Genomic DNA, 22,064 nt, shown 5'->3' with positions numbered 1-22,064 from the left:
TCAGCCTCCGCCGTGTTGTAGGGCCGAATACAGCCCGGTCAGGGCTGAGGCCGCAATAATCAGATAGGCAACGCGCCGGTAAAAGCCCGTCAAACTGGGGCGAAACAACCAATTGCCCACAAGGTTGCCCGCAAGATTGGGCAACGTGGCCAGCACACCCAGCGCCAAAGGCAGGCCCCAAAGCCGCCCCAATGCCAAAAACCCGATCAGCATCAGGATGTCAAAGGCAAAGAGAAAGGCGGTGGTGTTGGCGCGGATCACACGGGCGGGATGGGATGACGCCATATAAAGCAAAATCACCGGTGGGCCGGGGATGCCCGCCGCGCCCCCCAAAAGCCCAGACAGCCCCCCGGTGGTCCAAATCAGGCGTGGGGTCAGTACACCGTGATAGCGAAAGCCCGACACCAGCAAGCCAACCATCGCAAGGCTGATCACTGACACGGCGAGCTTAAAGACTATTGGGTCCACTGCCAAAAGCACCGTCAGCCCAATGGGCAGTGCGATGATCAACCCACCGACAAGGCGCATCAAATCACGGCGGTGCCCGTCGCGCCACGCGCCGGGTATGGCGGGGGCGGGTCCAACGATGTCCATGACAATCAAAACGGCAACAGCCATCACCGGGTCGATGACCTGGGCCGCAATGGGAAGAAAGATCAGGGCGGTGCCGAATCCGGCAAATCCGCGCACAAGGCCTGCGGCAAACGCTGCGGCCAAAAGCCCCCCAAGCCCCGGCAGGGCCAGAGCTTGGAGGAAAAAATCAGCCATCGATGCCGGCAAATTCATTGCCAAGATCTTTGGCCACGACCTTGTCCCAATTCCGTTTCACCCCAAGGCGAAGCAGGATGGCCGAGGCGACGAAGATTGACGAATACGTCCCAACCACAACGCCCCAGATCATCGCAAACACAAAGCCACGGATCACGTCACCGCCCAGCATATACAGCGCAATCAGCGCGAGCAAAGTGGTGACCGAGGTCATCATGGTGCGCGACAGGGTTTCATTGATCGACAGGTTCAGAACCTCGCGCAGGTCCATCTTTTTATAACGGCGCAGGTTTTCGCGCACCCGGTCGAACACAACCACGGTATCATTGAGCGAATAGCCAACGATGGTCAGAAGCGCCGCAATGATGGCCAAGTCAAACTTGATCCCCAGAAGCGCAAAGACCCCAATTGTCAGCACCACATCATGCACAAGCGCGGCCACCGCACCGAGTGAGAACTGCCATTCGAACCTGAGCCAGATATAGACAAGAACCGCACCGATGGCGGCAACAACGGCGAGAACAGCCGTGGTCACCAGCTCGCCCGAGACCTTTGGCCCCACACTTTCAACCGAGGGGAATGTGATCGCCGGATCAACCTGTGACAGGGCATTTTCAATCAGACCCATGGTTTCAGGGGTCATCGCCTCTTGGCCTTCCTGGGCCTCGATGCGGATCTGGCTGACGTGCTGATCATCGCGGAAATTCACGTCGTTCACTTCAACAATCGAGATATCGCCCAGTCCCAATGGCGCCAGCGCGTCACGGTAGCTGCCCACATCCACGGCTTGCGTGCTTTCGGTGCGAATGGTTGTCCCGCCCCTAAAGTCGATACCGAAGTTCAGACCGATCACAAAGAAAAACAAAACCGATGCGACCATCGCAAGGCCAGAGCCGCCCAAGGTGAAAACCGCCCCCTTGAAGAAATCGAACACCCGGTTTTTCGGCGCCATACGAATGCCCTTGATCTCAAGGGTTTTCGGCTGCTTGCGTTCGTGCCACATGACCAGCATCAGGCGGGTCAAGAAGATCGCGGTAAAGACAGACGTCAGGATGCCCAGCCCCAGCGTGACCGCAAAGCCGCGCACCGGCCCCGAGCCCATCACAAACAGGATCACCGCGGTGATAAAGGTGGTGATGTTGGCATCCAGAATGGCGGAAAGCGCTTTTTCATAGCCCAGTTCAATCGCGCGGGCGGGGCCTTTTCCGGCTTTCAACTCTTCGCGGATGCGTTCAAACACCAAGACGTTGGCATCCACCGCCATCCCGATCGTCAACACGATCCCGGCGATACCCGGAAGGGTCAGCGTCGCGCCAATCATCGACAGAAGGCCAAAGATCATGCCCACATTCAGGATCAGCGCAATATTGGCAACAACGCCAAACCAACCGTAAGCCAGCACCATAAAGACAAGCACGCCAACAAAGGCCACAATCGACGCGATTTTACCCGCATCAATGCTGTCTTGGCCCAATTCAGGCCCGATTGTGCGTTCTTCCACATAGGTCAGCTCAGCCGGCAAGGCCCCCGCGCGCAGCAGCACAGCCAGATTGGTGCTTTCCTCGATCGAGAAGTTACCGGTGATGATGCCGGACCCACCACAGATTTGCTCGTTGATGCGCGGGGCAGAGATCACCTCGGCATCCAGCACAATCGCAAAGGGCGAGCCGACGTTTTCGCCGGTGTATTCACAGAATTTACGCGAGCCTGAGACGTTGAAGCGGAAGCTCACCGCAGGCTGGCCGTTTTGATCAAAGGCCGGTTGCGCGTCGGTCAGCTCTTCTCCGGTGACAACCGGGCTTTGCTCCAACACATAATAGACGCCTTCGTCATCCAAGGACGGATACAACACATTGCGCGCACCGGGTTCGGTTTCGCCGTTGGTGGTACGCGATTTGACCGGGTGGAAGGTCAGTTTCGCGGTTTTCCCGATGATGTCTTTCAGTTCCGTGGCCGAGCCAATGCCCGGCACCTGGATCAGGATCCGATCTTGGCCTTGGCGCTGAATGGTGGGTTCACGGGTGCCGACCTCATCCACACGGCGGCGAATGATTTCAAGCGTTTGCATGATGGTGCGATCGTCCGTGGCGATGCGTTCCGCCTCAGACAAGGTCACGACAAACTCGCCCTCACGACCCGCGGCAACCTCAATATCCGTGGATCCAACCCCTTGCAGGCTGACCACCGGCTGGGCCAGTGTTTTGACCAGTTCAATGGCTTGCGGCAACGCCTCGGGGCGCGAGATTTTCACCCGCAATTCATCCGCCGCACCGTCTTGGCGACGAATGGTGCCGATGGTGTCACGCTTATCACGCAACAGGTTGCGCACTTCGGGCCACATGCCGTCCATCCGCGCAGCGTAGACATCCTCGACCTGCACTTCGGCCAGCAAATGTGCCCCGCCGCGCAGATCAAGCCCAAGGTTCACAAGCGCGTTTGGCGCCCAATCGGGCCACGCGGATTTATCCGCCTCAAGCTCGGCATTGCTGCCGGTTGCCTCAATGGTTTTCACCGCATCATTGTGCAGCTCAACCCGGGTGTAAAACCCGTTGGGCGATGCGAAATACAAACCCAAGAGCACAAGGCCCCAGATCACAAGACGTTTCCAAGTCGCGATATTCAGCATCCGCCGTCGCCCCTACAACCAATTGATAATGATGGATTAATCCAGTTTAGCTTTCGACCGGTTCGGTCTTTGAAATCACTTTGGTGATGGTTGTACGAATGATCCGCACCTTCACACCTTCGGCGATTTCCACCTCAACCTCGGTCTCGTCTTTCACGTTGGTCACCTTGCCGACGATGCCACCTTGGGTGATCACCTTGTCATTGCGACGCAGCGCGCCCAGCATGGTCTGATGCTCTTTCATCTTCTTTTGTTGTGGACGGATCATGAAGAAATACATGATCGCAAATACCAAAAGCATTGGGACGAGCATGGAATTCAGAAGGCCGCCACCAGCGCCCCCTGCAGCCTGAGCAAAAGCCGGAGTTGCAAACATCATTATATCCTTTTTCTAAGGGGAAATCCCCGTCTGTCACAGGGGAAACCCCCACCAGTTGGCGCGCACCCTATATGGGGTCCGAAAGGTTGTCCAGCAAGGGGCACGCACTGCCATAATGACAGGCCGTGGCAGGACACTTGGCATAGGACTGGGAATGGTGTTTTGTGGGCAGGATTTCAATCAGAGGTTATTTATGCAGGGCACACAGGCATTCTGGCAAACACTCACATCACATCCAATGACCCCATGGCTGGGCTGGCTGGTGCTGGGCACCTTGGGGGTCTTTTGGATGGTAGGGCAAATACGGCCTCATTTACAGGAAGGCCCGATTGAGAAGTTGCAGAAAACATTGGGGGCGGAGGCTTGGCCCGGAACTATCTTCGTTAGCTTTTTTCTTCTCTATGCTGGATTGACCGCGCTTACACTTGTCGAATTTGTTCAGGCTTTTTCGAATGACGAGACTCAGGAAGACATTCGCAACGTGGGCATCGTGCTGGCGGCATTCGTTGGCTTTCCATTTGTGGTCTGGAGGGCAGTTGTCGCGCATCGTCAGGCCGACACGGCACAACAAGATATGATAACGGATCGCATCAACAAAGCTGTTGAGAACCTTGGAACAACGCGATTGGTGCGGGAAAAGACACTGAAAATTCATACCGAAAGGCAGCCCCCCGCCCAGAACAATCCGTTTAAAATCAAACCAGATTCCGCTTTCTCGATGTTTGGAAACGAAACCCCAAACGATACTCACAATGAAGTGGAGCGTGTGGAGCCAAATCTTGAAGTTCGATTGGGTGGGATATTAGCCTTGGAGCGGATTGCGCAAGAAGAGCCAAGCTTCCACATTCAAATCATGGAAATACTGACTGCCTATGTGCGAGAAAACAGTCGAGTTCGCAGTTCTACTCAAATGAGAACGGACATACAGCTCACCATTGAAGTTATTGGCCGCAGATCTCAGCAACAGATCGATATCGAACGCCATAACTCACGAAGCAACCTAGGGCCAGACGGCTCTGGTTTCAGCTTGGATTTATCTAGCTGCGACTTATCGGGTGTCCGCGTGGTCGAATTGAACTTAGAACATGCCAATTTTCACGGGACTGATTTTCGAAATTCGCTTTTCAGCCGTTGTCAGTTGCAGCATAGCAGGTTCGCAAACTCTTCTTTTAAAGGCGTACTCTTCATCCAATGCAGTTTGGCCTCTGTGCATCTCAGCGAAATATCGCTATCGGACGCTTCATTCAATAACTGCGATCTTTCAAGGGCGTTTGTCACCGACTGCGCAACAAATACCGAGACGGTGTTCAGCGAATGCTCGGTTGAAGGGACCGCATTTCGAAAAGTTGATCTTTCCGAAATTCAAGATTTTGCAACAAATTTCGGGCTGTCATTCCTAGACGGATCGTCAGCCTCTCCAGCCGGATATGATATCGATCGCCCTGACCACTGGAGCAGTGAGGAGTTATCTTATCTTAGTTTCAAGGCGGAATGGGAGAAGTTCCTAGCCTCTCCCCCCCCCTAACCATTCCCCCTTCCCCTGCCCGGCCCACTCTGGCATATGGTCCCTGCATAATCGGTGCATATATAAGGAATGAAACATGCATGATATTCGCCTGATCCGTGACAACCCTGATGCGTTCGATGCTGGCATGGCCCGTCGGGGCCTGTCGGCTTTGTCGGGCGAGATCCTGTCCTTGGACGAAGCACGCCGCACAGCGATCCTTGCCGCGGAAACAGCCCAGGCCGAGGCCAACAAAGCGGCGAAATCGGTGGGGGCGGCCAAAGCATCTGGCGATGAGGACGAATTTCAACGCCTGCGCGCCCTTGTGGGCGAGAAAAAGGCCGAGATTGCCACGCTCAACGATGAAGCCAAAGAGCTGGACGTGAAGCTGACAGACATGCTCATGGGCCTGCCGAATATTCCCGGCGACGACATCCCCGATGGCGCGGATGAAGACGACAATGTGGAAATTCGCAGCTGGGGCACCCCCCCAGAACTGACCTTCAAAGCGCTTGAACATTACGAACTTCCGGCCGTGAAATCCGGCATGGACTTTGAAACCGCCGCCAAGCTGTCCGGCTCGCGCTTTATGGTGCTGTCGGGGGCCGTGGCGCGCACCCACCGCGCACTCGCGCAATTCATGCTCGACGTGCACACCGAGGAAAACGGCCTGACCGAAGCCTGGACGCCCGTGCTCGTTAAAGAAGAGATGATGTATGGCACCGGGCAATTGCCGAAATTTGGCGAAGACAGCTATCAGACCACCAATGGCTGGTGGCTGGTCCCGACCGCCGAAGTCACCCTGACCAATATCGTCAATGGCGTGACCGTCGAAGACAGCTATCTGCCGCGCCGCTATGTGGCCCACACCCAATGTTTCCGTTCCGAGGCCGGTTCCGCAGGGCGTGACACCGCCGGCATGCTGCGTCAGCACCAGTTTGAAAAGGTCGAAATGGTCTCGATCACCCGGCCTGAGGAAAGTGAAGCCGAACATCAACGCATGACCCGCTGTGCCGAGGATATCCTCGAACGACTTGGTCTGGCCTATCGCACCGTGGTGCTGTGTACTGGCGATTTGGGCTTTGGCATGAAGCGCACCCACGACATCGAAGTGTGGTTGCCCGGCCAAAATGCCTACCGCGAAATCAGCTCGGTCTCGGTCGCTGGCGATTTCCAGGCTCGCCGCATGAACGCGCGTTATAAGCCCGCCGAAGGCGGTAAGCCGCAATATGTACACACGCTGAATGGATCAGGTCTGGCCGTCGGTCGCGCGCTGATTGCTGTGCTGGAAAACGGCCAGCAAGAGGATGGGTCTGTGACCTTGCCCGAGGCGCTGCACCCCTATCTGCGCGGCAAAACGCGGATCACCGCAAATGGTGAAATGGTGTAACCCACACCCCCATAAATCACAAAAGCTCAGCCTCAACAGCTGGGCTTTTTCTTGTCATAAATATCTCGGGGTGAGCGCGAAGCGCGAGGGGCAGAGCCCCTCCCCTTCAACCCACCGCCTTCATCCTATTGCCACACCCTGACGCCCGGCCAAATCCACAAAATACTGCCACGCCACCCGACCCGATCGCGCGCCCCGTGTGGCCTGCCATTCGATGGCTTCCGCGCGCAGGGCCTCATCGTCAATCACCACCCCATGCGCGTCGCAATAGCCGCGGATCATCGCGAGGTATTGGTCTTGATCACAAGGATGAAAGCCCAACCAAAGCCCAAAGCGGTCGGACAATGATACTTTTTCCTCAACCGCCTCAGATGGGTTGATCGCCGATCCACGCTCATTCTCGATCATATCACGCGGCATCAGGTGGCGACGGTTTGAGGTGGCGTAGAACACCACATTTTCCGGACGGCCCTCAATGCCGCCATCCAGCACCGCCTTGAGCGACTTATAATGCTGATCATCATGGCTAAAGCTGAGGTCATCGCAAAACAGCAAAAACCGATGCTGCGAGCCGCGCAGAAGCGACAAAAGACGGGTGACCGATGGCAGGTCTTCGCGCTGTAATTCCACCACTTTCAACGCTTCGCCCTGCTTCAGCACTTCTGCATGTACCGCTTTGACAAGGCTGGATTTTCCCATCCCGCGCGCGCCCCACAAAAGTGCGTTATTGGCGGGCAGCCCTTTGGCAAATTGCAGCGTATTTTTCAAAAGCGTGTCGCGCGAGCGGTCCACGCCAATAAGAAGGTCAATTTTCACCCGGCTGACCTCCGGCACGGGGGCCAATCGGTCTGGTGAGACGTGCCAAACAAAGGCGTCTGCGCTGTCAAAATCCGGGGCGCTCATGGGCGCGGGCGACATACGCTCCAGCGCGTCTGCGATGCGGATGAGTGCGTCTTGGTCCATGGTTCTGCCCCGTTATATAAGTTCCGTTTTTGGTTAGACGGAATAGCCTTGGCTTGCAAGAATTCCGGCTCATTTGACCTGTCGTAATACGAAAAAGCGCGCCCCAGGGGACGCGCTTTCTGGTGGGGCGAAGGCGGGGGTTATTTATCCGCCTTACCCTCCTCTTCGTCAAACTCTGCCATCAGCTCATCTTCTTCGGCGTCGGCGTCATCTTCGTCTTCATCATCCTCAAACCACAGCCCTTCGGCGCGCAGCTTGGCTTCGCGTTTTTTCTCAACGCGGCCCACAAGGAAGATCGAAATCTCATAAAGGCCGTAGACCACCACAAACAAAATGACCTGAGTGATCACGTCGGGCGGGGTCACAAGGGCGGCGAGCACCAGAATGCCGACCACCGCATATTTGCGCATTTCGCCCAAGCCTTTGGCGGACACAAGCCCGGCTTTGCCCATCAGGGTCAAAAGCACTGGCAGCTGAAAGCAAAGCCCAAAAGCCACGATAAACTTGATCGTCAGGCGCAGATATTCCTGTACGGAACCTTGAAAATCAATGGCCGCGGCCACGTCGCTGTCTGAGGATTGCTGAAAGCCCAGAAAGAAGTCAAAGGCCAGCGGCATCACAACGTAAAAAGCAAAGCTTGCGCCCAGTAGAAACATCACCGGCGAGGCGATCATAAACGGCAAAAACGCTGATTTTTCAGACTTGTACAAGCCCGGCGCCACAAAGCGCCACAGCTGGTAGCTGATGTAGGGAAACGACAGAACCAGCCCGCCGAAAAGCGAGATCGAGACCGCAACAAAAAAGCCCTCTTGCAGCTTGATCAGGATCAGCCCGCAATCCGGTTGGCCACGTTCCGCCATGGTTGTGCACAGCGGTTCGGTCAGGAAATTAAAGATCGGGTTCCACACGGTGAAACAGATAATCATGCCGATAATAAACGCCACGGCGACATGCATCAGCCGGGTGCGCAGTTCAGCCAAATGTTCAATCAGCGGGGCAGAGCTGTCTTCAATTTCGTCGGTTTTGGTCATGCGTCAGATGCTTTCGGGGCCGAAGCTTTTGCGGCTGTTGTTGTCTTGGCCGGGGTTTTCTTAGCGGGCGCCTTTTTTGCCGCGGTCGCCTTCGCAGCGGGCTTTTTCGCCGCCGGTTTCTTGGCGGCCGGTTTTTTGGCCGCTGGTTTCTTGGCCGCTGGTGCTTTGGTGGTCTTCGCCTTCGCGGTAGCCGCCTTTGCTGCTGTGCCTTTGCCCGCGGCCCCCTTGCCGGTTGATTTCTTCACAGGTGGGGATTTCTTAGCCGATGTTTTTGCAGGCTTGGCCACATCCGCAGCCTCGGTTGCCGCCTCAACGGCCTGAAGATCTGTGGCGGCCTTTGCGGTGGCTGCGTGAATTTTGCGGGCAACTTCGGCTCGCTCTTCTGACAGTTGCGGCGTTTTGGTGGCGGCGTCCGCCTCTTGTTGATCCCGAAGCGCTTTGGCCGGATCCCATTTCTCGAACCCATCGGCGGCCTTGTTCAGCGCATCCAGCCCCATGGACTTCGGATTGGTCGCCGATTTTAAAGTGCTGGCGATATCTTTTGCACCGGTCGAATCCGCCGCCTCATTCATCGCCTGGCTAAACTCACGCGCCATGCTGCGCGCGCGCGCGGTGAAGCGCCCCAACGTGCGGAACATGCCGGGCAAATCCTTTGGCCCAACCACAATCAGGGCCACAACCCCAATCACCAGAAGCTCGGTAAACCCGATATCAAACATGGGCAGCGCCCCCTGAGAAAAGCGTTTTCGCGAAAATATGCGGGGGTGATTCCAAGATCAGCCCGCAAGGCGGTCATGTCGCGCGGCGGCTTACGCCTTTTCTTTGTCTTCCTCGGGGGTGACGTCTTTTGCAGCCTCAGCCGCATCAGCCGCTTGATCTTCAATCTCTTGTTTGCCGTCATCCACGCCTTTTTTGAACGCGGTGATGCCTTTGCCAACTTCGCCCATCAGCGATGAAATTTTGCCCCGGCCAAACAGAACCAGAACCACAACAGCGATCAGAAGAAGGCCCGGAAGGCCGATATTATTGAGCATTGGTGTCTCCCTCAGCGGACGGGCAGCGCCGTCCATAACTCATTCAGGTCAGATATGTATTCTTTCACGGCGGATTTTCAAAGCCCGAAAGCGCGATTCTCTGCGACAAATGATGTTTGGTGCAAATTTCGCGGTAAATTCACACCCCATCGACGGGTGGACCCGCCAGAAAATTCCGGAGCGCCTCGGTCACAATCTCGGGCTGTTCGATGGTCGAGGAATGGCCCGCGCGGGGGATGGTGATCAAGTCGGACCCAGCAATCGCCGCCTGCATCCGGTCTGATTTGTCGGGCGTCGTGGCGACATCCTCCTCCCCCACCATGATCAGTGTGGGCAGAGAGATACGGTGCAGATCATCATAAACGCCGTCACGTTCAATCACCCCGCGCACCGCGCGCGTGATGCCGATCCTGTCGCCTTTTGCGATGGCCTTACGCCAGCGTTTCCGTTCCGCCGCCTTTGTGTCGTCGTTCAGATAGGATTGGCTGAACATAATCGGCATCACTTTGCCCACAACCACGCCCAAGCCAAACCAACGGGCGACAAAGTTCAAAAGACCGTACCGCGCATGATTTTCTGTGGGTTCCGGGTCGGCGGTGGTCTCAATGAGGGTGAGGGATTTCAACAGCTCTGGCTTGTGGATCGCAAGGCGCATGCCCACAAAGCCCCCCATCGACAGCCCGACAAAATGGCAAGGCGCAATCTGTAGCTCGGCAATCAAAGCGGCCGCATCCTCGGCCAGCGTGTCCATGTCATAGCCCGCGTCACTGACCGCGCTTTTGCCCTGTCCGCGATGATCAAAAGTGATGCAACGGTACTGGGATTTAAGCGCGGCCACTTGCGCTTCAAACATCTCTGCGCTGAACAACAGCCCATGAGAAAACACAATGGTGTCCGGCCCGGCGCCCTCGTCGGTATAATAAAGCTTGTGACCCTTGAGGGTGAGGTACGGCATAGGGGCGATCCTTTCCGGCGAGCATCCGTGTTTGGACCACTATATCATGGATAACCCGAAATCAGCAGGTTGGGCACGCATCGTCGCAGAACACAAAGCAACGGTCGCGGCGAATGGCGATCCACAACGGCGTGCCCACTTGCGGCAAAAACACCGATGGCACCGAAGCGGTCAGTTTCGATCCGTCCTGCATCACAAAATCCACCAGACTTTCCTTGCCAATGAACCGCGCACGCGCCACTTCGCCCCGCGCCCAAACACCATGTGCAGGTGTGGGGGCCGGGCCTTTGCCGTGGCGATCAAAGTCGATCTTCAGATGCTGCGGGCGGATCACAATGTCGACTTTGGTGCCATCGGGCATGCCCGGCGCCAGAAATTGCCCAAAGGCGGTTTCGGTCAGCGCGCCGTTCACCTCGCCCGAAATCACATTGATGTCCGAGAAAAACCCAGCGGCCTTTTTGTCGACCGGCGCGTTGTAGATGTTATAGGGCGCGCCGCGTTGCACAATTTCACCGTCGCGCATCAGGGCAATTTCATCCGCCATGCGCATTGCCTCTTCGGGCTCATGGGTGACCAGAACCACGGCGGTGCCCTCTTCTTTCAGGATCGCGAGGGTTTCATCGCGGATGCCGTCACGCAGGCGGTTATCAAGACCGGAAAACGGCTCATCCATCAGCATGATCGAGGGGCGCGGGGCCAGCGCACGCGCCAAAGCAACCCGTTGCTGTTCGCCACCCGACAGCTCATGCGGGAATTTGTCGATGAAACGCGCCAGCCCCACCTTGTCCAAAAGTTCCTGCACGCGCAGGCGCTTTTCGGTGCGAGATCCCTTAAGGCCAAAGCCCACATTGTCAGCGACCGACAGATGCGGAAACAGCGCAAAATCCTGAAACATCAAGCCGATATGGCGCTTTTCCGGGGGGACAAACACGCCCGGTCCTGCAACCATATTGCCATCAATCCAAACCTCGCCGCCATCTTGCTGATCCACACCGGCGATGATGCGCAGGGTGGTGGATTTCCCACAGCCCGATGGGCCCAAGAGGCACGTCACCTGCCCGGCGAGTAACGTCAGGGATATGCCGCAAAGCACCTGATGACCGCCAAACTGACGCTCCAGATTGCGAATTTCCAATCGCGCCGTGGCGCGGGGGGTCTCCAACATGGCGGGCCTTTTCAGACAGGACAATCAACAGCTAAATCCCGATGATTTAAATCGGGTTTCAACCGGGATACCAGCCCGCCCAACGACCCGCAAGCCACTTGGCACCCACAAACGACCCGCAGATTGTCGCAAACTGGTGCGCCACGGCAAATACCCCTCGCCAAACTGAAGGAAACGCCAATCGGAGCCGCCAATGCGCCTGTTGATTTCCTTTGCCGCCCTGCTTTTGTCTGTTGTCTTGCTGCAATTGAGCTCTGGCGGTGTGGGACCACTGGACGCCTTGTCCGGATTAAAGCTTGGCTTCACCAAATCAGAAATTGGCCTGTTGGGGTCTGCGCATTTTGTTGGCTTTTTCATCGGCTGTTGGTGGTCGCCAAGATTGATGGGCGCGGTGGGGCATTCGCGCGCCTTTGCCGTGTTCACCGCGATGGGCGCGATGGGATTATTGGCGCATATGTTGTGGATCGACCCCATTGCATGGGCGGTGATGCGCATTGCCTCGGGCCTGTGTGTCGCCGGGGCCTATACGGTGATCGAGGCATGGATGAACGCCAAAATCACCAATGAAACAAGGGGACGCGCGATGGGGGGCTACCGCGCCGTGGACATGGGCGGGTCACTGGCGGCCCAGCTTTTGATCGGCGTATTAACCCCGGCCCACTATGTCAGCTACAATCTTTTGGCCCTGATTTGCTGCGCCGCAATCCTGCCCCTGACCATGACCCGCGCCAGTCAACCCGACATCCCCGCCGCCCCACGACTGCGCCCTGGTCTCGCCTGGACACGGTCCCCGCTTGCCGCCGCCGGTTGCGTTGTGGCAGGCATCACATCCGCCGCTTTTCGCATGGTCGGGCCGATTTATGGGCAGGAAGTGGGCTTGGCCACCGGGCAACTGGCCTGGTTCCTTGCCGCCTTTGTGTTGGGCGGAGCGCTCGCACAATTGCCAACCGGATGGATCGCCGACAAATACGACCGCCGTTGGGTGCTGATCTGGTTGTCCGTGGCGGCGATGTCTAGCTGTGGGTTCACCATCGCGGCCAGTGGGATGGGCACGCAAATGGCCTTTCTAACCGCAGGCATCTTTGGCTTTACAACCTTCCCGATCTTCTCGGTCTCTGCCGCGCACGCGAATGATTTTGCCGACAGCACCGAACGTATTGAGCTGTCTGCGGCCCTGATGTTTTTCTACGCCGTCGGCGCCATTGCCTCGCCGTACGTGGCCTCAACCCTGATCGAAAGCTACGGCCCTGCTGCATTGTTCAGTTTTGTTGCCACCGGCCATGCTGGATTGATCGCTTTTGGCCTGATCCGTATGCGCGCGCGCCCCACAGTGTCGGACAAAACCGCCTATACCTACACACCGCGCACCTCGTTTTCGATGGGACGCCTGTTTGGCCGAATGCGCGATAAGTAACACCGAGGCTTTGCCCTTTTCCTTGTCATAAATATCCCGGGGTGAGCGCAAATGCGCGAGGGGCAGCGCCCCTTTCGCCCGCCCCCTCTGGTCCTGCCCAAAAAAACCGCGTAAACACGCCCGCAAACAAGCTTGGGAAATACCATGAACCGCGTCCTCATCACCTCGGCGATTCCATACATCAACGGGATCAAACACCTCGGCAATCTTGTAGGCAGCCAGCTGCCAGCGGATCTTTACGCCCGTTACAACCGTGGCCGGGGCCGCGAAGTTATGTTCATTTGCGCGACAGATGAACATGGCACACCGGCGGAATTGGCCGCCGCCAAAGCCGGCAAGCCGGTGGATGAATTTTGTTCCGAGATGCACGAAGTTCAGGCGGATATTGCCAATCGGTTCCGTCTGTCGTTTGACAATTTCGGCCGGTCTTCCAGTGTGCAAAACCGCAAGTTGACCCAGCATTTTGCCGGCAAATTGGCGGACAATGGCTATATTGAAGAGGTCAGCGAAAAGCAGGTCTATTCCAACGCCGACGGGCGGTTCCTACCGGATCGCTATATCGAAGGCGAATGCCCAAATTGTGGCTATGACGGCGCGCGCGGTGATCAATGTGAAAACTGTACCAAACAGCTGGACCCCACCGATCTGATCAATCCGCGCTCGGCCATTTCCGGGTCCACCGATTTAGAAGTGCGCGAAACCAAGCACCTTTACTTGCGCCAATCCAAACTGAAAGACGCGCTGGACGCTTGGATTGATACAAAGGCTGACTGGCCCGTGCTGACCACCTCCATCGCTAAAAAATGGTTGCATGATGGTGACGGGCTGCAAGACCGCGGCATCACCCGCGATCTGAAATGGGGTGTGCCGGTCAAACGTGGCGACGCGGATTGGCCCGGCATGGAAGGCAAAGTTTTTTACGTCTGGTTTGACGCACCGATCGAATATATCGCCGCCACCGCCGAATTGGCGGATGAAAAAGGCGAAGGTTCCGCGTTTTGGGAACGCTGGTGGCGCACGGACAAAGGTGCCGAAGATGTGCGGTACGTGCAGTTCATGGGCAAAGACAATGTGCCGTTTCACACGCTCAGCTTTCCGGCCACAATCATGGGGTCTAAGGAACCATGGAAGCTGGTGGATTACATCAAATCTTTCAACTACTTGAACTATGACGGCGGACAGTTTTCAACGTCAAAAGGGCGCGGGATCTTTATGGATCAGGCGCTGGAGATCCTGCCGTCGGATTACTGGCGTTGGTGGCTGCTGTCACATGCGCCGGAAAATTCTGACAGTGAATTCACATGGGAGAATTTTCAGGTTTCCGTGAACAAAGACCTGTCGGATGTGCTTGGCAATTTCGTGAGCCGCGTGACCAAGTTTTGCCGCTCGAAGTTCTCAGAAGACGTGCCCGCCGGTGGGGAATATGGCGAGGTCGAGGCCGCATTGATTGCCGACATCACCGCCAAGGTCCGCGCCTATGAAAGCCATATGGAAGCGATGGACGTGCGCAAATCGGCGCAGGAACTTCGTGGCATTTGGGTCGCGGGTAATGAATACTTGCAAGCCGCCGCCCCCTGGACAGTGTATAAAACCGACCCCGATCAGGCCGCCGCCCAAATCCGTCTGGCGTTAAACCTGATCCGTCTTTACGCGGTGCTGTCGGCCCCATTTATTCCCGATGCCTCCAAGGTTATGCTTGAGGCGATGGGCACCACGGATGACAGCTGGCCTGACGATGTGCCCGCGGCTTTGGGTTTGTTGAAAGAGGGGCATGCCTTCACCGTACCTGAGAACGTGTTTGCAAAGATCTCGGATGAAGATCGTGAAGGCTGGCAGGAACGTTTTGCTGGTATCCGCGACTGACACTCCGCCAACGCCAATCCCGGATGTGGCCGCAGCTTTTGCCGCGGCCATTTTCACATCTGTTATCCAGCCCCCTCTATCTGGCGGAGGGGCGCGGGAGGACCACAATATGTGCTGTTTTCCTTTGATTTTCTGAAATTACGTCCTATCTTAAGGAAAAGAAAAGATTTCCCCAGCACTCTCGGGGGTAGAATGCGCAGTAAGTTCAGTCTCAAGGGCCTTAAGAAAGTGACGATTGCGAAAGGCAAACAAATGCCGATCCGGCTGTCCTTGTCGGATAAGCGTTCGGTGCGCACCCAATTTGGCGCGCTGCCGTTCCGCGTTCGGGACGGAAAAGTCGAAATTCTGCTGATCACCTCGCGCGGGACCGGGCGATGGATCATTCCCAAAGGCTGGCCGATGGATGGCGAAACACCGGCTGGGGCTGCGGCGACGGAGGCATTTGAAGAGGCGGGTGCGCTTGGCAAGCTAAGCAATCAGGTTTTGGGGTTTTATTCCTATGACAAGGGCCATGCGGGAGAGAAGCTGCCTTGTGTGGTCGCGGTTTTCCCACTTAAGGTTAAGAAAATGGTCAAGAATTACCGCGAGGCTGGGCAACGGCGGCGCAAATGGGTGAGCCAGAAAAAAGCCTCGCAAATGGTGTCTGAACCGGAATTGCGCCAGATGATCAAACTGTTTGATCCAAAAACGCTGCACAGCTAACCCCTTTCCGGTTTACAGTTTACCGCTTACACTGAACCACCGCCAACCCGCCGCGAGTTGCACCGCGGATGCCCCTTAACCACGGAAACCAAAATGATCCGTTATGCGCTAAAATGTGACAATGACCACAGCTTTGAAAGCTGGTTCCAGAACGCGGGGGCTTTTGACAGCCTGACGGCGGCGAGACGAATTACATGCCCAGAGTGTGGATCGAGCATGGTGGTGAAATCGCTGATGGCGCCAAAAGTACGCCCGTCGCGCAATGTGACCACACAGCCCGAAACACCGCCCGAAACACAGCCGCAAACCCCCACAGTTCCCGCAGCAACACCAGAAACCCCAACCGCTTTACCGGACCCTGAACTGGCGCGCGAGATTGCCGCGTTAAAGACCAAGGTAGAGACCGAAAGCGATTACGTAGGCGATAAATTCGTGTCCGAGGCACGCGCGATGCATCTGGGCGACCGCCCCGACCGGCCCATTTATGGCGAGGCCAAGATTGATGAGGCGCGGGAATTGCTGGAAGAAGGGGTGCCGGTGATGCCCCTGCCCTTTATGCCCACCCACAAGACCAACTGAGGATCTCGTCAGATTGGACAATGCCTGCGTGAATATCCACGCTTAATCCGGTAAAACCCTTCGCTTTCACCATCCACACCGCACAATACGTCAATCCGATCTTGCCCTTTGTGCGCCCCCTGCGTAAGACGGGCGCGTGAAAAACAAGGGGATGGGATCACCATGCCAATTCTGGTGATGAAATTCGGTGGCACGTCTGTTGCCAACCTCGATCGGATCGCCCGCGCGTCCAAACGTGTCGCGCGCGAAGTGGCCAATGGCTATGATGTGATTGTCATTGTCTCGGCGATGTCCGGCAAAACCAACGAGCTTGTGGGCTGGGTGGGTGACACCTCGCCGATGTATGACGCGCGCGAATATGATGCGATTGTCAGCTCGGGTGAAAATGTGACCGCCGGCCTGATGGCGTTGCGTCTGCAGGAAATGGATATTCCCGCACGCAGCTGGCAGGGCTGGCAAGTGCCGGTGAAAACCACATCGGCGCATTCGTCCGCTCGGATCAACGAGATCCCGAATGACAATATCATGGAAAAGTTTGGCGAAGGCATGCGCGTGGCGGTTGTTGCGGGCTTCCAGGGCGTATCGCCCGAGGGGCGGATCACCACGCTGGGCCGGGGTGGATCTGACACCACCGCCGTGGCCTTTGCCGCTGCGTTTGAAGCCGAACGTTGTGATATTTACACGGACGTGGACGGTGTTTACACCACCGATCCGCGTTTGACCGACAAGGCGCGCAAGCTGGACAAGATCGCGTTTGAGGAAATGCTGGAGCTGGCCTCATTGGGGGCCAAAGTTCTGCAAACCCGGTCCGTTGAATTGGCGATGCGCTATAAGGTGAAGCTGCGCGTTTTGTCGAGTTTTGAAGAATATGACCCGGAAGCAGGCACAATGGTCTGCGACGAGGAGGATATCATGGAAAGCAAAGTTGTAGCAGGCGTCGCCTATCAGCGTGACGAGGCCAAAATGACCCTGATTTCGGTGGCCGACCGCCCCGGAATCGCATCCGCCATTTTCACACCCTTGGCAGAGGCCGGGGTCAATGTGGACATGATCGTTCAGAACATCTCGGAAGAGGGTCGCACCGACATGACCTTCTCTTGCCCGGTCGATCAGGTGGCCCGCGCAGAAAGGGCAATGGCAGAGGCAAAAGACAGCGGCGAGATCAATTTCCACGATTTGGTGGCGGACACGGATGTGGCCAAAATCTCAGTCGTAGGCATTGGGATGCGCAGCCACACGGGCATTGCGGCCAAAATGTTTGATGTGCTGTCTGCCGAAGGCATCAACATCAAGGTCATCACCACGTCCGAGATCAAAATCTCGGTGCTGATTGATCGCAAATATATGGAACTGGCCGTGCAGGCGTTGCATGATGCATTTGAGCTTGAGAAAGCTTAAGTCGCTATAACTAAATTGTTATTTAAAACACTCGCCCTGTGGCGGGTGTTTTTTTTGTCTCGGCTTCAGCATCGAAGGGGAGATCGCGAGCTTGGCGAAACTAGAAAACTAGAAAACTAGAAAACTAGAAAACTAGAAAACTAGAAAACTAGAAAACTAGAAAACTAGTTTTCCGGTTTTGGGTCACCGTCAAGACGCCCAAGATAAAAAGGCCGGCGCAGGTCACCTACACCAGCCAATCTCAAACTTGCGAAACCTCACCCCACGATCTGTCCAGAAGGGGTCGAGTTGGAGATTTCCCATTCCTCATCGCTCATCTCCTCAGCAACACCGTCAAAGAGCGGGGTTGAGAGGTAACGCTCGCCAGTATCCGGTAGCATGACAAGGATATTGGCGCCGTCTGGGGCGTCTTTTGCGGCCTCAATCGCGGCGGCGAAACTGGCGCCCGCGGAAATCCCGGTAAAGATCCCCTCTTCCGCGGCCAGCCGTTGCGACCATTTCACCCCATCGGGACCGGGAACCGTGGTCAGCGTGTCATAGTTGCCCTTGTCCAGCGTTTCTTGCAACACATAGGGGATGAAATCCGGGGTCCAGCCTTGGATTGGGTGCGGTTCAAAGGTTGGGTGGCTTTCGGTTGGCTGGTTTTGATCGTTGCGGGTGTTTACATAGCCGGATGCGATCAGCGCCGCACTGGCGGGTTCTGCCAAGATAATTTTGGTGTCCGGGCTATCCTTACGAAGCACGCGCGCCACGCCCGTAACCGTACCACCGGTGCCGTAACCTGTTACAAAATAATCCAATTTCTCGCCGCCGAAATCCGCAAGGATCTCGCGTGCGGTGGTGTTTTCATGAATGTCAGCATTGTCAGCCGTTTCAAATTGGCTGGCCAGGAACCAACCGTTTTGCTCGGCCAACTCTTTGGCTTTCGTGTACATGCCAAACCCCTTAAGGCCCTTCGGGGTCAGCACCACTTTGGCCCCAAAAAAGCGCATCAGCTTGCGGCGTTCCACGGAAAAGCTTTCGGCCATTGTGACCACCAAGGGATAGCCCTTGGCCGCGCAAACCATAGCAAGACCGATGCCGGTGTTGCCCGACGTGGCCTCGACCACGGTTTGGCCGGGCGTCAGGCGACCGTCACGTTCTGCGGCCTCGATGATGTTCAGCGCCAGCCGGTCTTTGACGGATCCAGCCGGGTTAAAGGCTTCGAATTTCACAAACATATTCACATGGCTGGGGGCAATCCGATTGATGCGGATCACCGGGGTGTCGCCGACGGTGTCCAAAATGCTGTCGAACCGTTGGCCGCGCCCGTTGGTCTGTCTGATTTGCATTGTTCAATTCCTTCTTCCAAAGCGATCTGCCATCTGGGGATGTGAATAACTTAGGCCTCACCCGCACAAAGAACCACCTGCCCGCAATATTAAGATCAACGTCCCTCGCCCCATTTTCTTTTCGCACCAAATGCCCAACATTAAGGAAGAGACAGGAACGCTGTCATGGTGGACGCAGCGCAAGGGCAACGGGCAACAGCGGTGTTGGTCGCCAAGGCAGATCACGCTTTTGGCTGTGATCTGTAGAACGGTAAGGGGTCCCCGATCTGGGCGCCCTTGCCCCGGCGCACCGCAATATGAAGTCTGATCTGCCTAAATCTTAAGCAACACCCCCGGACGGCGTGTCCGGCGCGTGCAGATCCGGGGAGATACAGCCAATTCTCCCCTTTAAGTAGAATTACTCTGGTCGCTCCGCGGCTTACCCGCCATGATGCACCCAAATCGGGGGAAAACGCGTCCCCCCATCTGGCAATGTAACACCAGAGTGCTTAATCTAACGAAGGTCCAAAAGGACCAGACGTGCGGGGGTCCGTACGCCATGTAAATTGCCCAATGGGCGCCGGGGGACATCAGGGATGGCAGAAAGCCAACAAAGCGACAGCCGCAAGCTATTGGTTAAGCTGCGAGAGACTTTGGCCGCCGCGTCCGAGGGTCAGGAACGCTTGGACCGCATCACCTCGTTGATTGCCAATAGTCTTGGGGTTGAGGTCTGTTCGATCTATTTGTTTCGCGACAAAGAGACACTGGAACTCTGCGCCACTGAGGGGCTGAACCCCGAAGCCGTCCACCAAACCCGAATGCGCATTGGCGAAGGCCTGGTGGGGCGTGTGGCAAAAAGCGGTACTCCGATCAACACCTCGGATGCGCCCTCGACCGCAGGGTTTCGCTATATGCCCGAAACCGGCGAAGAGGTGTTCTCTAGCTTCCTCGGCGTCCCCATCCAGCGTCTTGGCGAAAATCTGGGCGTCTTGGTGATCCAATCGCGCGACCCGCGCGAATTTTCCGCGGACGAACTTTATGGCATCGAAGTGGTCGCCATGGTGTTGGCCGAAATGACCGAGCTGGGCGCCTTTGTCGGCGAAGGCGCGGCCATGTCCGCACGGCACCAACACCCTGCCACCTTTCAAGGCACAATTGGGCAAGAGGGGGCCGCTGAAGGTCACATCTGGCTGCATGAACCGCGTGTTGTTGTCACCAACCCGGTGGCCGACGACCCCGATGTGGAACTGACGCGCCTGACCGATGCGGTCGAAGAATTACGTCTCAAGGTGGACGAATTGTTGGCCACGGCGCAGATCACCGCGAAACCCAAAGATAAAGAGCAGATGCAAGTGCTCGAAGCCTACCGAATGTTTGCCAATTCCAAAGGCTGGATGCGCCGGATGGAAGAGGACATTGCGCGGGGTCTGTCCGCCGAAGCCGCTGTCGAAAAAGAACAATCTGCCGCACGGGCCCGGATGAGCCAGGTGCCGGACGCATATCTTCGCGAACGGCTGCACGACCTTGATGATCTGTCCAATCGCCTGTTGCGCATTCTCACCGGGCAAGGGGGGGAAACAGGCGCCGAAATGCCGGAAAATCCCATTTTGGTGGCCACAAATATCGGCCCGGGCGAATTGTTGGAATATGGTCGCGGACTGCGCGGAATCATCCTCGAAGAAGGATCGGTTGCAAGCCATGCCGCCATTGTCGCCCGTGCGCTTGCAATCCCGCTTGTGCTGCAAGCCGGCCGTATCGCAACCGAGGCGCTGAATGGCGACCTTGTGCTCGTCGATGGCGAGCATGGCACCATCCACCTGCGCCCGGAAGAAAGCATTATTGGTGCGTTTCGTGACAAGATGGCGATGGAAGCGGAACAACAGGAACGCTATCACTCGCTGCGCGACAAACCTGCGGTGGGATTATGCGGGACCGAAGTAACGCTGCACATGAATGCGGGCCTGATGGCCGATCTGCCCAGCTTGGAAAATTCCGGCGCTGAGGGGGTTGGGCTGTTTCGCACCGAGCTGCAATTCCTGACGGTTTCAAAAGTCCCGCGCCGGGGCGAATTGGTCAACACCTATTCACGCGTGATGGACGCCGCGAAAGGGAAACGCATCGTGTTTCGGACCCTCGATATCGGGTCCGACAAGGTGCTGCCGTATATGAACCCACTGGACGAACCGAACCCCGCCTTGGGCTGGCGCGCGATCCGCGTTGGGCTGGACAAACCCGGTGTGATGCGGATGCAATTGCAAGCCTTGATCCGGGCGGCCGCGGGGCGAAATCTCTCGGTCATGTTCCCGTTCATTGCGCAGCAAGACGAGTTCAGAGACGCCCGCGAAATGCTGTTGGCCGAGATAGAGCGTGAACGCAAACTTGGCCATGATCTGCCGACTGATGTGGAAATCGGCGCGATGTTGGAAACCCCCTCGATGGTATTTGCACCGCGCCAATTCTTTGAAATGGCTGACTTTATTTCAATCGGCGGCAATGACCTGAAACAACTTTTCTATGCGGCGGACCGCGAAAATGAACGGGTGCGCCGCCGGTATGACACGCTGAATGTCAGCTTTTTGAACCTGATCGAAGAGATCGTGACACGCTGTGCAGAAGTGGGCACGCCGCTTAGTTTTTGCGGCGAAGATGCCGGACGCCCGATCGAGGCCGCCTGCTTCACCGCCCTTGGAATGCGCAACCTTTCGATGCGCCCGGCCTCGATTGGTCCCGTGAAAAACCTGATCCGCCGGATCAATGTGCAAGAATTGCGCGCCTGCATTGATGATGTGCGGCTGTCAGGTGAGCAATCGGTGCGCGCTGACGTTGTCAATTGGCTGTCGCGAAATCGGCGGAGTTTTCACGACGTTTAACGGTTTGTTCAGCATTTTCCGACCAACATGAAACTCTGAAAAGGAGAGGTTCATGTTGGCGACGATGCTTACCCTGCTTAGCTCGGTTGTTTTGATGGGGCTATTGCGACAAT

The 22,064-nt window shown here is 56.6% G+C and carries 18 protein-coding genes; 8 read left to right on the top strand and 10 right to left on the bottom strand.

Going from position 1 to position 22,064, the window contains the following annotated elements:
- Genes KKW20_RS06215 through yajC form a run of 3 tightly spaced genes read right to left on the bottom strand, consistent with a single transcriptional unit; the run spans position 1 to position 3,770 of the window.
- On the bottom strand, positions 1 to 768 hold the full coding sequence (locus KKW20_RS06215; RefSeq protein ID WP_214567013.1) for a sulfite exporter TauE/SafE family protein: 768 nt from the start codon (positions 766 to 768) through the stop codon (positions 1 to 3).
- A complete protein-coding gene (gene secD, locus KKW20_RS06210; RefSeq protein WP_214567012.1) occupies positions 761 to 3,394 on the bottom strand; it encodes a protein translocase subunit SecD in 2,634 nt (877 codons plus the stop codon). The genes KKW20_RS06215 and secD overlap by 8 nt, the downstream gene beginning before the upstream one ends.
- Positions 3,395 to 3,440: 46 nt before the next feature.
- On the bottom strand, positions 3,441 to 3,770 hold the full coding sequence (yajC, locus tag KKW20_RS06205; RefSeq protein ID WP_214567011.1) for a preprotein translocase subunit YajC: 330 nt from the start codon (positions 3,768 to 3,770) through the stop codon (positions 3,441 to 3,443).
- A 118-nt stretch (positions 3,771 to 3,888) separates the two neighbouring features.
- On the opposite strand from yajC, the gene KKW20_RS06200 reads away from it, so the two are divergent.
- Together KKW20_RS06200 and serS are read left to right on the top strand one after the other, a co-directional pair.
- Entirely contained in the window at positions 3,889 to 5,298 is a 1,410-nt protein-coding gene (locus KKW20_RS06200) for a pentapeptide repeat-containing protein (RefSeq protein WP_214567010.1), read from the top strand.
- A gap of 76 nt (positions 5,299 to 5,374) precedes the next feature.
- Positions 5,375 to 6,667 carry a serine--tRNA ligase gene (gene serS / locus KKW20_RS06195; RefSeq protein ID WP_214567009.1) on the top strand — a complete coding sequence of 431 codons (1,293 nt, stop codon included), beginning with the start codon at positions 5,375 to 5,377 and terminating at the stop codon, positions 6,665 to 6,667.
- A 120-nt stretch (positions 6,668 to 6,787) separates the two neighbouring features.
- Here serS and KKW20_RS06190 read toward each other — a convergent pair whose 3' ends face one another.
- The 6 genes from KKW20_RS06190 to KKW20_RS06165 all read right to left on the bottom strand — a co-directional run bounded on the left by KKW20_RS06190 (position 6,788) and on the right by KKW20_RS06165 (position 11,815).
- On the bottom strand, positions 6,788 to 7,630 hold the full coding sequence (locus tag KKW20_RS06190) for an ATP-binding protein (RefSeq protein ID WP_214567008.1): 843 nt from the start codon (positions 7,628 to 7,630) through the stop codon (positions 6,788 to 6,790).
- 140 nt (positions 7,631 to 7,770) lie between these two features.
- Positions 7,771 to 8,661, bottom strand: coding sequence for a twin-arginine translocase subunit TatC (gene tatC, locus KKW20_RS06185; RefSeq protein ID WP_214567007.1), 891 nt, complete (start codon positions 8,659 to 8,661; stop codon positions 7,771 to 7,773).
- Positions 8,658 to 9,380, bottom strand: a complete 723-nt coding sequence (gene tatB / locus KKW20_RS06180; protein ID WP_214567006.1) for a Sec-independent protein translocase protein TatB — start codon at positions 9,378 to 9,380, stop codon at positions 8,658 to 8,660. Before tatB ends, tatC begins: the two co-directional genes overlap by 4 nt.
- A 90-nt stretch (positions 9,381 to 9,470) precedes the next feature.
- Positions 9,471 to 9,695: a twin-arginine translocase TatA/TatE family subunit gene (locus tag KKW20_RS06175; RefSeq protein ID WP_214567005.1), complete on the bottom strand. Its 225-nt coding sequence runs from the start codon at positions 9,693 to 9,695 to the stop codon at positions 9,471 to 9,473.
- A 139-nt stretch (positions 9,696 to 9,834) separates the two neighbouring features.
- Positions 9,835 to 10,650 (bottom strand): alpha/beta fold hydrolase, encoded by an 816-nt coding sequence (locus KKW20_RS06170; protein WP_214567004.1) that lies wholly within the window; start codon positions 10,648 to 10,650, stop codon positions 9,835 to 9,837.
- A 61-nt stretch (positions 10,651 to 10,711) separates the two neighbouring features.
- Positions 10,712 to 11,815, bottom strand: a complete 1,104-nt coding sequence (locus KKW20_RS06165) for an ABC transporter ATP-binding protein (protein ID WP_214567003.1) — start codon at positions 11,813 to 11,815, stop codon at positions 10,712 to 10,714.
- A gap of 193 nt (positions 11,816 to 12,008) precedes the next feature.
- Here KKW20_RS06165 and KKW20_RS06160 point away from each other — a divergent pair, with 193 nt between their 5' ends.
- The 5 genes from KKW20_RS06160 (at position 12,009) to KKW20_RS06140 (ending at position 17,771) form a co-directional block, all read left to right on the top strand.
- Entirely contained in the window at positions 12,009 to 13,229 is a 1,221-nt protein-coding gene (locus KKW20_RS06160) for an MFS transporter (RefSeq protein WP_214567002.1), read from the top strand.
- Positions 13,230 to 13,373: 144 nt separating this feature from the next.
- A complete protein-coding gene (metG, locus tag KKW20_RS06155; protein ID WP_214567001.1) occupies positions 13,374 to 15,092 on the top strand; it encodes a methionine--tRNA ligase in 1,719 nt (572 codons plus the stop codon).
- A 192-nt stretch (positions 15,093 to 15,284) separates the two neighbouring features.
- Positions 15,285 to 15,794 (top strand): NUDIX hydrolase, encoded by a 510-nt coding sequence (locus KKW20_RS06150; RefSeq protein ID WP_214567000.1) that lies wholly within the window; start codon positions 15,285 to 15,287, stop codon positions 15,792 to 15,794.
- Between the two features lie 93 nt (positions 15,795 to 15,887).
- The gene (locus tag KKW20_RS06145; RefSeq protein ID WP_214566999.1) at positions 15,888 to 16,373 is read left to right on the top strand and encodes a DUF1178 family protein; all 486 of its coding nucleotides are present in this window, start codon (positions 15,888 to 15,890) and stop codon (positions 16,371 to 16,373) included.
- A gap of 162 nt (positions 16,374 to 16,535) precedes the next feature.
- The gene (locus KKW20_RS06140) at positions 16,536 to 17,771 is read left to right on the top strand and encodes an aspartate kinase (RefSeq protein ID WP_214566998.1); all 1,236 of its coding nucleotides are present in this window, start codon (positions 16,536 to 16,538) and stop codon (positions 17,769 to 17,771) included.
- A gap of 257 nt (positions 17,772 to 18,028) precedes the next feature.
- On the opposite strand, the gene KKW20_RS06135 is transcribed toward KKW20_RS06140, so the two are convergent.
- Complete coding sequence (locus KKW20_RS06135; protein ID WP_214566997.1) at positions 18,029 to 19,102, bottom strand: PLP-dependent cysteine synthase family protein; 1,074 nt, start codon at positions 19,100 to 19,102, stop codon at positions 18,029 to 18,031.
- 575 nt (positions 19,103 to 19,677) lie between these two features.
- Here KKW20_RS06135 and ptsP point away from each other — a divergent pair.
- Positions 19,678 to 21,951, top strand: coding sequence for a phosphoenolpyruvate--protein phosphotransferase (gene ptsP / locus KKW20_RS06130; protein ID WP_214566996.1), 2,274 nt, complete (start codon positions 19,678 to 19,680; stop codon positions 21,949 to 21,951).
- Positions 21,952 to 22,064 lie beyond the last annotated feature (113 nt).

The organism is Aliiroseovarius lamellibrachiae (genome assembly GCF_018599245.1).
In the GTDB taxonomy this organism is placed as follows: Bacteria; Pseudomonadota; Alphaproteobacteria; order Rhodobacterales; family Rhodobacteraceae; genus Aliiroseovarius; species Aliiroseovarius lamellibrachiae.
This window is presented reverse-complemented; position numbering and strand designations above follow the sequence as displayed.

Excerpts from the sequence above, each read along its gene's own strand:
- KKW20_RS06215 (WP_214567013.1), bottom strand. The coding sequence starts at position 768 with ATGGCTGATTTTTTCCTCCAAGCTCTGGCCCTGCCGGGGCTTGGGGGG.
- secD (WP_214567012.1), bottom strand. The coding sequence starts at position 3,394 with ATGCTGAATATCGCGACTTGGAAACGTCTTGTGATCTGGGGCCTTGTG.
- yajC (WP_214567011.1), bottom strand. The coding sequence starts at position 3,770 with ATGTTTGCAACTCCGGCTTTTGCTCAGGCTGCAGGGGGCGCTGGTGGC.
- KKW20_RS06200 (WP_214567010.1), top strand. The coding sequence starts at position 3,889 with ATGACAGGCCGTGGCAGGACACTTGGCATAGGACTGGGAATGGTGTTT.
- serS (WP_214567009.1), top strand. The coding sequence starts at position 5,375 with ATGCATGATATTCGCCTGATCCGTGACAACCCTGATGCGTTCGATGCT.
- KKW20_RS06190 (WP_214567008.1), bottom strand. The coding sequence starts at position 7,630 with ATGGACCAAGACGCACTCATCCGCATCGCAGACGCGCTGGAGCGTATG.
- tatC (WP_214567007.1), bottom strand. The coding sequence starts at position 8,661 with ATGACCAAAACCGACGAAATTGAAGACAGCTCTGCCCCGCTGATTGAA.
- tatB (WP_214567006.1), bottom strand. The coding sequence starts at position 9,380 with ATGTTTGATATCGGGTTTACCGAGCTTCTGGTGATTGGGGTTGTGGCC.
- KKW20_RS06175 (WP_214567005.1), bottom strand. The coding sequence starts at position 9,695 with ATGCTCAATAATATCGGCCTTCCGGGCCTTCTTCTGATCGCTGTTGTG.
- KKW20_RS06170 (WP_214567004.1), bottom strand. The coding sequence starts at position 10,650 with ATGCCGTACCTCACCCTCAAGGGTCACAAGCTTTATTATACCGACGAG.
- KKW20_RS06165 (WP_214567003.1), bottom strand. The coding sequence starts at position 11,815 with ATGTTGGAGACCCCCCGCGCCACGGCGCGATTGGAAATTCGCAATCTG.
- KKW20_RS06160 (WP_214567002.1), top strand. The coding sequence starts at position 12,009 with ATGCGCCTGTTGATTTCCTTTGCCGCCCTGCTTTTGTCTGTTGTCTTG.
- metG (WP_214567001.1), top strand. The coding sequence starts at position 13,374 with ATGAACCGCGTCCTCATCACCTCGGCGATTCCATACATCAACGGGATC.
- KKW20_RS06150 (WP_214567000.1), top strand. The coding sequence starts at position 15,285 with ATGCGCAGTAAGTTCAGTCTCAAGGGCCTTAAGAAAGTGACGATTGCG.
- KKW20_RS06145 (WP_214566999.1), top strand. The coding sequence starts at position 15,888 with ATGATCCGTTATGCGCTAAAATGTGACAATGACCACAGCTTTGAAAGC.
- KKW20_RS06140 (WP_214566998.1), top strand. The coding sequence starts at position 16,536 with ATGCCAATTCTGGTGATGAAATTCGGTGGCACGTCTGTTGCCAACCTC.
- KKW20_RS06135 (WP_214566997.1), bottom strand. The coding sequence starts at position 19,102 with ATGCAAATCAGACAGACCAACGGGCGCGGCCAACGGTTCGACAGCATT.
- ptsP (WP_214566996.1), top strand. The coding sequence starts at position 19,678 with ATGGCAGAAAGCCAACAAAGCGACAGCCGCAAGCTATTGGTTAAGCTG.